Source organism: Streptomyces sp. NPDC032472, from assembly GCF_040636955.1.
In the GTDB taxonomy this organism is placed as follows: Bacteria; Actinomycetota; Actinomycetes; order Streptomycetales; family Streptomycetaceae; genus Streptomyces.
Genome location: NZ_JBEZVK010000038.1, coordinates 63,861 through 73,599 on the forward strand (window position 1 = coordinate 63,861; position 9,739 = coordinate 73,599).

General features: G+C 70.3%; 9 protein-coding genes and 2 pseudogenes. 9 read left to right on the plus strand and 2 right to left on the minus strand.

Going from position 1 to position 9,739, the window contains the following annotated elements; all coding sequences use genetic code 11:
* Positions 1-250: 250 nt before the first annotated feature.
* From AB0F11_RS24530 to AB0F11_RS24540, 3 genes are all read left to right on the plus strand, one after another.
* On the plus strand, positions 251-697 hold the full coding sequence (locus AB0F11_RS24530) for a sigma-70 family RNA polymerase sigma factor (RefSeq protein ID WP_362177548.1): 447 nt from the start codon (positions 251-253) through the stop codon (positions 695-697).
* On the plus strand, positions 667-1,134 hold the full coding sequence (locus AB0F11_RS24535; RefSeq protein WP_362177551.1) for a ribosomal protein L7/L12: 468 nt from the start codon (positions 667-669) through the stop codon (positions 1,132-1,134). Before AB0F11_RS24530 ends, AB0F11_RS24535 begins: the two co-directional genes overlap by 31 nt.
* 141 nt (positions 1,135-1,275) lie before the next feature.
* Positions 1,276-1,551: a hypothetical protein gene (locus AB0F11_RS24540; protein WP_362177554.1), complete on the plus strand. Its 276-nt coding sequence runs from the start codon at positions 1,276-1,278 to the stop codon at positions 1,549-1,551.
* Positions 1,552-1,820: 269 nt separating this feature from the next.
* Here AB0F11_RS24540 and AB0F11_RS24545 read toward each other — a convergent pair whose 3' ends face one another.
* Positions 1,821-2,045, minus strand: coding sequence for a hypothetical protein (locus tag AB0F11_RS24545; RefSeq protein ID WP_362177557.1), 225 nt, complete (start codon positions 2,043-2,045; stop codon positions 1,821-1,823).
* Positions 2,046-2,153: 108 nt separating this feature from the next.
* Positions 2,154-2,609, minus strand: a pseudogene (locus tag AB0F11_RS24550) (cation transporter); the annotation flags it as partial.
* A 1,055-nt stretch (positions 2,610-3,664) separates the two neighbouring features.
* Here AB0F11_RS24550 and AB0F11_RS24555 point away from each other — a divergent pair.
* The 6 genes and pseudogenes from AB0F11_RS24555 to AB0F11_RS24580 all read left to right on the plus strand — a co-directional run.
* Positions 3,665-4,462 carry a hypothetical protein gene (locus AB0F11_RS24555; protein ID WP_362177560.1) on the plus strand — a complete coding sequence of 266 codons (798 nt, stop codon included), beginning with the start codon at positions 3,665-3,667 and terminating at the stop codon, positions 4,460-4,462.
* A 179-nt stretch (positions 4,463-4,641) separates the two neighbouring features.
* Positions 4,642-4,869, plus strand: a complete 228-nt coding sequence (locus AB0F11_RS24560) for a hypothetical protein (protein ID WP_362177563.1) — start codon at positions 4,642-4,644, stop codon at positions 4,867-4,869.
* A 408-nt stretch (positions 4,870-5,277) separates the two neighbouring features.
* Positions 5,278-5,595: an alpha/beta hydrolase gene (locus AB0F11_RS24565; RefSeq protein WP_362177566.1), complete on the plus strand. Its 318-nt coding sequence runs from the start codon at positions 5,278-5,280 to the stop codon at positions 5,593-5,595.
* An 80-nt stretch (positions 5,596-5,675) separates the two neighbouring features.
* Complete coding sequence (locus tag AB0F11_RS24570) at positions 5,676-6,215, plus strand: helix-turn-helix domain-containing protein (RefSeq protein WP_362177571.1); 540 nt, start codon at positions 5,676-5,678, stop codon at positions 6,213-6,215.
* A gap of 17 nt (positions 6,216-6,232) precedes the next feature.
* Positions 6,233-7,507: an MFS transporter gene (locus AB0F11_RS24575; RefSeq protein ID WP_362177573.1), complete on the plus strand. Its 1,275-nt coding sequence runs from the start codon at positions 6,233-6,235 to the stop codon at positions 7,505-7,507.
* Between the two features lie 1,733 nt (positions 7,508-9,240).
* Positions 9,241-9,357 (plus strand): annotated as a pseudogene (locus tag AB0F11_RS24580) (Mu transposase C-terminal domain-containing protein); the annotation flags it as partial.
* Positions 9,358-9,739 lie beyond the last annotated feature (382 nt).

A 9,739-nucleotide genomic window follows, 5' to 3' on the forward strand; every position in this document is an offset into this window, starting at 1 on the left:
GTGGAAGCACCCGCTTCCAGTGCCGTGGAGGGAACACAGGACGGTGCTTGATTCTCTAGGGAGGGCACGTGCAGCTCATGGCTGCGCTGCGGGCGGTCCCGGCCGCTCTGCTCGGCCGGGCATCCGGCCGAGATCCGCTCTGGCAGGGACAGATTCCGGCCCGCGCGCTGTGTGGGGCACGCTCCGCCGGTGCGGCCTCAGGCCGTCGGCCGGCGGTCGGCCTGGACTCGTTGGTGCCCGAGGTGGCCGCGTGAGCGATGTCAGCACCGAGGAGCAGGGTGATCCGGCTTCCTCGCCCCGCCTTCCTGACCGTGCCGATATGCCGGCCGGTTGGACGATTCAGGAGTACATCGCGTTCCTTGCCTTTCACGGGCGCTACGGGCCGCTGTTCATGCGTTTCGCGAAGCGGAGCCTGCGGTCTCAGGCTGATGCCGAGGACGCGGTGAACGCGACTTTCGAGGCCCTGGTCGCGCGCTGGCCGCGTGTGATGCCCATGGCCAACCCTTCGGGGTTCGCGTGGCGGGTACTGATGAACAAGATCCAAGACGTACGGCGGCTGCGCGCCCGCTTCACCCCAGGAGACCACCTGACCCTGCAGGGCAGAGCGTTGGGCAGATGCAGGGATGGTTCACTTGCCGGACAGCTTGAGGCCACCGGGGAGGGTGCGTGGAAGAGCCAGGGTTTCGTGTCCTGCTGACGGGGACAGGCGACAGGAAAACGGAGGCGGTCCGTGCGATCCGGACGGCCACTGGCCTCAGCCTTTGGAACAGCAAGCTTCTCATGGACAGTGCGCCGGTAGCGGTCACGGAGCCCGGCTGGCTCGAAGCCGCCCAGGACGCGACCGAGGTACTTGAGGCTGCGGGGGCCCACACGACAGTGGTATGTGACTGGTGCGACCGCATTGTCGCGCGCGAGGCAGGTCCCCTCGACCCGGCCCCATGCACTGGGCCGTGGCCTCCCCAGACCTGCCGTGCGAGTTGCCCACCGGCAACGGATTGGGTGCGGCCACTGCTGATGGCCAGGGCGTGTGGGGTGTCCGTGGCGCTACCCGGGTCCGTGGCGGGACCCGGCCGGGGCCGCTTCGACCGGCCGGGTCCCGCGCGTGTGGACCTTCTCGTCGCCCTGCCACCCTGACATGCCGGGGCCCACGCTGCGCGCGGGGGAGTGCTGTGCGGGTGACGCACTCACGCCTACGGCTGCACCAGGGCGCGGCCGGTATCGGACCACCTGACGATGGGGGTTTCCGTTGTGCCCCTCGTCGAATGGAGGCCACTCATGCTGGAGCGCAGGCCGCGCAAAGACGATACCGAGGTCGCCTTCGTTCTGCCGCGGGAGGATCCGCCGGGGCCGGTGAGCGTGGTGGGGGACTTCAACGACTGGCAGCCCGGCGTCCACACACTCCAGCCGCGAAACGACGGCAAAAGGGCGGTCACGGTCGCACTGCCCGCCGACACGACCCACTCCTTCCGCTACCTCGCGGCGGGCGACTACTGGTTCAACGACGAGAGCACCGAGGACTGCGACGGCGCCAACGGCCACCTGCACACCTGACCTGACGCCCGCCCGCCGAGTGCCAGGGCCTGCCCGCGAGCTGGTGTGCCGGCAGGGCCGCACCCTACGCGTCGTCCTACGGTGCGCTCATGCCCGACAAGCTCCCGGGCTCGCACCCGGTCCGCTGTCGCGTCAGCCGGGCGGGCGGCTCGGGACGTGGCCGCCGGCGCGCGGTGAGGGCTTCGGCCTCCTCCGCAACACTCAGCGCTTGTTCGGCCCTGCCGGGTTCGCCGCACAGTTCTGCGTCTCTGCTGTTTGCGACGTCTCGATCAGCCGCGTCGCCATGGCCGGTCCTTGTCGCCGGGGCGTAGCAGCGTCTCCGGCTTTTCACCGGGTTTCCTCTGCCCGGCGGTGGCCACACCCACGCACAGAATGATCAAGCCTCCGACGGCCATGAGGATGAGCCTGAAGCCGGTGATGGCGCCAATGACGACAAGCGCCAATCCCACCGCCAGAATGCCTCTGGCCCAATCAGCTCCCCGCTGTTCGGGCATCCTGCCCCCTCTCGTCGTGACCGCCGAGGCTACGCCGATGGGTGGAGGCATGCGGCCGGATGGGCAAGTTGGTGGCCGGGCCCCGGTACAGGCCGGGGCCCGGGCGGTCTAGTTGCAGCAGTCGCCTCCGGGCGGGCAGCTACCGCACGCATCTGCCTCGGGGTCGGCGGAGGGGACCGCGGCGGTGGGAGGCGCGCAGCAGCCCTTGCCCTGCCAGGCGTCGCGGCCTTCCTTGACGGCGATGGCGGCGATGGTGAGCGCGGCGATCGGGTCTGCCCAGGACCAGCCGGGGGTGGCGTTGAGGACCAGGCCGACCAGGAGGACGTAGGTGCACAGCAGGGTCTGCTTGGAGTCGGCGACTGCGGAGGCGGAGCCGAGTTCGCGGCCGGCCTTGCGCTGGGCTGCGGAGAGGAACGGCATGACCGCCAGCGACAGGGCCGCGATGACGATGCCGGGGATCGAGCGGTCGGCCTCGCCGGTGCCGGCCAGCGCGCAGACGGCGTCGATGCTCACGTACGCGGCCAGCGCGAAGAACGAGACGGCGATGATCCGCAGCGTGGTCTTAAGCTGCGGCCCCGCTGGCGGTCCCGACGTGCATCTGACTCGGCCTGCGCCCACTTCACCGAAGGCAGCCGGGGCGGCGAGCTGGCCGTTCCCGCGCACCGGCAGCAGGCGGCCCCGGCCAGGACCTCGGGACGGGTCCGATGACGGCACAGACTTCCGCGCCCGGACGCGGGCGGTGCTTCCTGCGCCGCCAGGGTGGGGGGCGGGGTGGGGGTCTTGCGGGGTCAGATTCCGAAGATGCTGCGGAGGGGGCCGAGAAGGCCGGTGAGGGCGACGGGGTGACGTCGATGGGGCCAGGCTGCGGTTGCAGATCAAGCAGTCCCGCGACGCACCGACCCCATGGTGATCGAACGCGACTTCACCGCGATCGAGGACCGGTTGGAGGACAGCACGTCGGGCGGCAACTACAACGGCCACTACCGAACCCCGACGATCAGCCACCGGGCCGGCCCCAGAGCCCTGGCCGACTCCACCCTGTTTCCTGGACTGGCACGGCGACGGCCGCGGCTACGGACGCTACGACTACACGGCCTCGCCCACCGTCTGAGTCGGCGCAGCAGTGCGGGCCGCCACCCCTCGCCGGGTGGCGGCCCGCACTGCTGAGCCTTTCGACGTCCGGCGGGCGCCCGCTATGGCCGCTGCGTGGCGCGCTGTGCGCCTCCGCGCACCACCCCGTCCCCCCTTTGTTGGCGCATGCCTGAAAGGGGCTCAGCGGGCCTTCTGTGGCCTCTTGTTGTCGGGTGCGGCGTGGGTCCGGGGAGCGGTCCGGGCGCCCCGACGAGAACCGGGAGCGAGGTGGTGGGGTGGGTTCGCTGCCGTGCAGGGGCGGTCGCGGCCGGGCATGCGGAACGCGGCGCTGGGGCGTGTTCAACTCCTACCAGTTGGTTATCCCAGTTGAACTTTCACCTGGGACTCTCACCGGGAACTGTCACTTGAGCTATCAATTGGTCCCTCACATCTCCCGCTGGGGCATCCGTGATCAGGGGCTGTGTCGGCGGCCCTACGGCGGCTGAATCGTTTGAGTAACACGGCCTCAGATAGCTAGCGTTTGGGGCATGAAGACGACACCCGATGCCGAACCGAACATGCAGGAAGCGAAGGCGACCGGACGGGACACCCGTACGGCTGTGCTCAAGCGCTCGATCCGCATGAACGTCCCGCTGCGCAAGACGTTCGTGCAGGCGAACGCCGGGGGCGACAGCCGCCACGGCCCCCTGAGGGAGTTCGTCACCGGGAGGGACTTGCGAGGCTTGAAGGCGTACTTGCTCATCGTGGCTGCGTGCAGCAACGGGGACAACGGCTGGTCGACCACGCACGACAGCATGGTGTGGGCGCGGATGTTGGACATCGTGAAGACGGCCAACGACCAGTCCGCCCGAACCGGCGCCTGGCGGGCCCTGATCCGGCTGCGTGACCGCAAGCTGATCGACTGCCGCCGAAGCGGGACCATGATCACAGTCACCCTCCTGCGCGAGGACGGCAGCGGGGCGCCGTACGAACGCCCCAAGGGCGGCACCGAGGAGGACCGCTTCTTGCAGATCCCGGCCACGTTCTGGACGACCGGCCGTGACGAGCAACTGGACCTGCCCGGTCTGGCCATGTTCCTGGTCGTCGCCCGCGAGAAGAACTGGTCGCCCTTCCCCCTGGAGAAGGCCCCCGAGTGGTACGGCTGGTCTGCCGACACCCACGAGCGCGGGCTGAACAAGCTCCTCGCCCTCGACCTCGTCGAACGACGCGAGAAGTACATCAAGGCGCCGCTGGCCCCGGCCGGCTTCACCAAGACCTACCAGTACAAGCGCACCGCCGCCGTGCAGCCGCGCAAGGCCAAGAAGGCCGTAGCCGCCACTCAGTGAACCGGCCCCGGCTTGGGCCGGTGGCCACGGACACCGGCCCCGCGTCCGCCCTTGCGGAGCTAACCCCGCTGCATCGCACCCTGCTGTCCGTCCGGCCCCAGCACGGGGCGCAGACGCCCCATGCCCACACCCCATCTGCGGACTGTCCGCAGGCACGTCCCAAGGAGGACCAACCGCTCATGTCCGCCACCACCAACCAGTCCCAGCAGCCGCCCGTCCCGCAGCCCTCGGGTACGGACCCGGTGCTGCTCCTGGTGCTGGGGATCGTCGTCGTCATGGTCCTCGGCGCCACGCTCTACCTGTGCATGGTCCACCCGTCGTTGGCCGGCCCGATCGGTGCCGTGGGCGGGATCGCCTCGGCGCTGGCCACTGCGTTCGGGGTCGCGATTGCGCTGCGCCGACGATGACGAACACCGCGGCGGAGCAACGCGCAGATTGACGATTCCCGATGTCAGGACGGTGCGGGCATTCCGCTGGCTGGATGCTGTGAGTACGTGGAGCGGGGCCGTCACGAACCGGTGGCGGCCCCGCTCTGCTGGGCCCGGTACTCGCGATGTCGTCCGCGCGTGACCGCCTCGCCACGTGGCGGCCGTACTGCTGCGCTCAGGCTCCGTCGGGCGTGTCATGCACGTCGTCCGCGTGCTTCGCGGTCTTCTGGGGGAACGCGTAGGTATCGTCGATCCCGGCTGGACGGCTCTCGCGTGCGGGCTCCAGGAGTTGTCGCAGAGGCGTGTCCCCCAGCCCGCGGTGTCCCCGCCGCCGCTCCCGGTTGCCCATCCCAGTCCGTGCCTGGGGGACGAGCAGGCGGCGGCCGTGTGGTGCTCCGACAGCCCAACCCGTGCGACCCGCCGCGTACTACGGCCTGGTGCGACGGCCCGTGGAACAGACCCACCGCCCGTCCCGTCCTGGTGATCGGGACCCGGTACGACCCGTCCACGCCCGACACGGGCGCCCAGGCCATGACCGCCGAGCTGACCGACGCCCGCCTGCTCACGAACGACGGCTACGGGCACACCGCGCTGTTCAACAACGGCAGCAGCTGCATCAGCGCGTATGAGAGCCGCTACTTCATCAACGGAACGCTTCCACCCCCCGACACGATCTGCCGCCCGGACAGCATCCCCTTCTCCTGACGGGTAGGTACAGCCCCGCCGGCGGAGGACCGCGCGAAACCCCCTTGCTCAATGGTCAAGATTCCTTGACCATTGTTGGCATGCCTACGGATGATCTTCCCGAGACGTTTCACGTCACGACGGACGAGCAGCTGCGCGCCGTCTCCAATCTCACGCGCCACCGGATCATGGCCGTGCTCCGCTTCGAGCCCGCGACGATTACGCAGATCGCCGAGCGGGTGGGCCTTGCGAAGGGCAGTTCCAGCTACCACGTACGGACGCTCGAACGGGCAGGCCTGGTGAAGGTGGTGCGAACACGGAAGGTGCGGGGTGTCACCGAGCGGTACTACGCGATGGCCGCACGGTCGATCGCGCTGCCGGATCCGGGCGAGGGAGGTCCGGATGTGCTGATGCGGCATGCAGTGGCGGATCTGGAGGCATCGCCGGTGGATGGCGAGCGGCACGTCCGGATGGCGCATCTGCGGCTCACCGACGAGCAGTTCGCACAGCTGGGGGCGCGGATGCAGGCACTGGCGGACGAGTACCGGGAGCTGTCCGACCCGTCGCTGCCGGACGCGTCACTCGTCTTCGCCCTCTTCCACCCGGCGCCGCGCCGGCAAGCGGAAGAGGACTCCAAGTGAACCAAGCGGCAAGGAAGCTGCCGACCGGGTTCGGACGGCTGTGGACCGCCCAGACGGTCTCCTCGCTCGGTGACGGGGTCATGCATGCCGCCCTGCCGCTGCTCGCGTTGACGTTGACGCGGGATCCGATGGCGCTCGCCGTCGTCACGGCCGCGGGGACGCTGCCGTGGCTGCTCTTCGGGGTGCTCGGCGGCGCGCTGGTGGACCGCTGGGACCGTCGGCGCACGATGTGGCTCACGGACGCAGCGCGTGCGGTGCTGCTCACGACAGCGGCGGCAGCGGCCGTGCTCGACGTGCTGAGCATTCCGCTGCTCGCGGCCGTCGCCTTCCTCCTCGGCCTCGGCGGACTCTTCTTCGACACGGCCGCCACGGCCTACCTGCCCGACATGCTCGGCCGCGACCCCGCACTCCTGGAGCGAGCCAACTCCCGCCTGCGCGGAGCCCAGACCGCCATGTCCGGCTTCGCGGGACCGCCTGCGGGCAGTGCGCTGCTCGCGCTCGGCCGGGCGTTTCCCCTGCTCGCCGACGCAGTGTCGTTCCTGCTCTCCGCACTGCTCGTACGGTCGCTTCCCGCCGCACCCCGACCCGTACCGCAGGCCGGTGAGTCGCTGCTGCGGCAGGCGCGGGCCGGTGCCTCGTACGTCTTCCTGGACCGGTTGCTGCTCGGGCTCGCGCTCCGCCCGGCGGTCGGGAACATCGCCTTCCTCACCGTGGAGACCGTCCTCGCCCTCTTCGCACACGACCGCCTCGGCATCGACACCTACGGCTTCGGCCTGCTCCTCACGGCGGAGGCCACCGGCGGCCTGCTCGGTGCAGGCATCGCCTCCCACCTCGGCCGACGACTCGGCACCGGCACCGCACTGACCTGCACAGCCGCCGTCGAAGGACTCGCCGTCCTGGGCCTGGCCGCCGCCCCGAACCCGTACGTCGCCGCCGTGGCCCTGGCCGTCTGCGGGGCAGGCATGGGTGCCACGATGGTCCTGGGCCCCTCCCTCCGCCAAGCAATCGTCCCCGCCCCCCTCATGGGCCGGGTCGCCTCCACCTCCCGCATGCTGGCCATGTGCGCCGCCCCCTTCGGGGCCTTCCTCGGCGGCTGGCTGGCCACCGCCTACGACATCCGCACCCCTCTCTACGCCGCCGCAGGCCTCCTCCTGACGATGACAGCCGTCACGGCAACCATGACCAACAACCGCCGAGTCGAAGCAGCACTACGCGCCACCGCCCCGACCGAAGGTCCAGCTCACCGGACATCCGAGGAACCCGCCCAACAGAGCGCACCCGACTTGTCGTGACGCCCGCGCAGGCATGGGAGGCGGATGCGACTCCGGTCGAGAAGGCGGACGAGGACCTGCGAGGGCGTTCCTCACCCTCGAGGACGAGGGCCGGCAGCGGAGGACAGCTGGCGGCGTGGGTGACTGGATGGCCGGGGACGTCGGCATGAAACCGCCCGCCCACCTGGCCCAGGCGGCGACGCCGGAGCAGCGCCGGGCGCTGACTTCGCTCAGGGAGAGGAAGGCTGGGCAGCTGAAGGTGGATCCGGAGGCGGCGGAGAAAGCTGCAGAAATCGCCGAGGCCAGGGCGGTTGATCTAGCGGCCCGCGCCTTGCCGGACTTGGTCCCGCCCCGTGAGCCGCGTCCACGTAGGTGCGCCCGATCGTAGTGTGAGTGGGGGGTGTGGTGGCGGGGTTTGGGTGTCATTCGGGTGTGATGGATGTCTGGCCTGGTAACAGCGTGGTTCCTGGTTCTGTGATGGCTGTCATGGGGTGACCAAGCAGCTGCCGTTTGCTGGTAGCACGGGGTATGGGTGGCTGTCATGGGATTGAGAGTTCCTGTGTCTGGGGCGCCGGGCCTGGGTTGTGCTGGCGTTCATGGCTGCTGGGTTGGGGCGTGGTGTACCTGCTGGGGATTCGCCGCTCGTCGCGGGTACGAGTGTGGGTCGTGGTGGGGTGGTTCGGCGTCTGCTCGCGGTGGACGAGGCCGGGGCGGTGTCGCGGCTGCATGTGAGGGCTGCGGCGGAGTTCGCTGGGGTGTCGGAGCGGACGGTGTGGCGGTGGCTCGCGCAGGCCGAAGCTGATCCCAGCACGGCAACCGGCCCTGGTGCCAGGTCGGTGGACCGGTTCGAGGTCGATGCCGAGGTGCGGGTGCTGCTGGCGTACTGGCGGGGCAACGCGTCCGCAGTCCACCGGCAGCTGGTCGTCCGCGCCCGGGTCGCTGCCGGGGAGGCGGCCACCGCGGTGCCGGGTGGGGTGCCAATGGAGGCGGTTCCCTTGCTGGATCCGGTGCCGTCGTTGTCGACGTTCCTGCGCGCGGTGCGTCGTGACCTGACCGCGGGCGAACGCGCGGGCCTGGCCCGGGGCCCGGAGGCGGCCCGGGCGCACGATGTGTTCGGGCGCCGGCCGCGTTTGTGGCGGAATCACACCTGGGAGGCCGACCACGTCCAGGCGCCGCTTGTGGTTGATGCCGACGGGGAGCTGGTGCGTCCCTGGGTAACGTGGTTCATCGATGTCGCAACGAAGGCCATCACCGGTACGGCGGTCACCCCCGGCCATCCGTCCCGTGCCTCGATCCTGGCGGCCCTGCGCGCCCCCCTGCTGCGTACCGGTCCGTACGGGCCGGCGGGCGGTGTCCCTGAGCACGTGGGCGTCGACCGCGGCGGGGACTTCCTGTCGAAGACAGTCCTGGGCGCGTTCGGTGTCCTGGATGCCAAGTTCGAGGATCTGCCTGCCTACAGTCCCCATCTGAAGGGGACGGTGGAGAACCTCAACCGGTGTGTCGACCGCATGCTCTTTGCCGTCATGCCTGGCTACACCCTCACCCCCAAGCCCCGACGCGCCAAGAAGAAGCCTGACCCCGATAAGCCCCCGCCCCTGACCTTCGCGGAGTTCACCGCCGAGGTCCTGGACTGGGCGCGGTGGTGGAACACCGAGCACCGCCCCGCCGGCCTGGCCGGCCGGACTCCCCTCGAGGCCTGGTCGGCTGATCCCACGGCGCTCTCGGACATTCCCGAGGCCGGCTTGTGGGGGTTGATGCTGGAGGACGACGGCCGGGTGCGGAAGCTGAGCAGTCACGGGGTGCGCTGGCGCGGGCGGGACTACCTGGGTGCGTGGATGGCTGGCCAGGCAGGCCGCCACGTCCGGATCCGGCACATGCCCCACCACGACCACGAGATCGAGGTCTGCGACCCCACCGGCCGCCACCTGGGCACCGCCCACCTCGCCAACGCCGCCACACCGGAACAGCTCGACGAACTGCGCCGCACCCGCACCGCGCGGGCCCGCCGCCTGCGCGAGGAGGCCAAGAAGGCCGAGGCCCTGCGCCGACAGCGCTTCGCCCCGGCCACCACGCCCACGCCCGCGCAGCGCCTGGGCGCCGTCACGGCGGCTGAAGTCGATCAGGAACTTGCCGCGGCATCCGACAGCGACATGGCCGCCTTAGAGGTCGTTTCATTTGGTGAGGCGGCGGTGGCAGATGAGGGCTGCGGCTATGCCGACGAACGCGAGGAAGTGTTCTGCCTTGCGTTCGTAG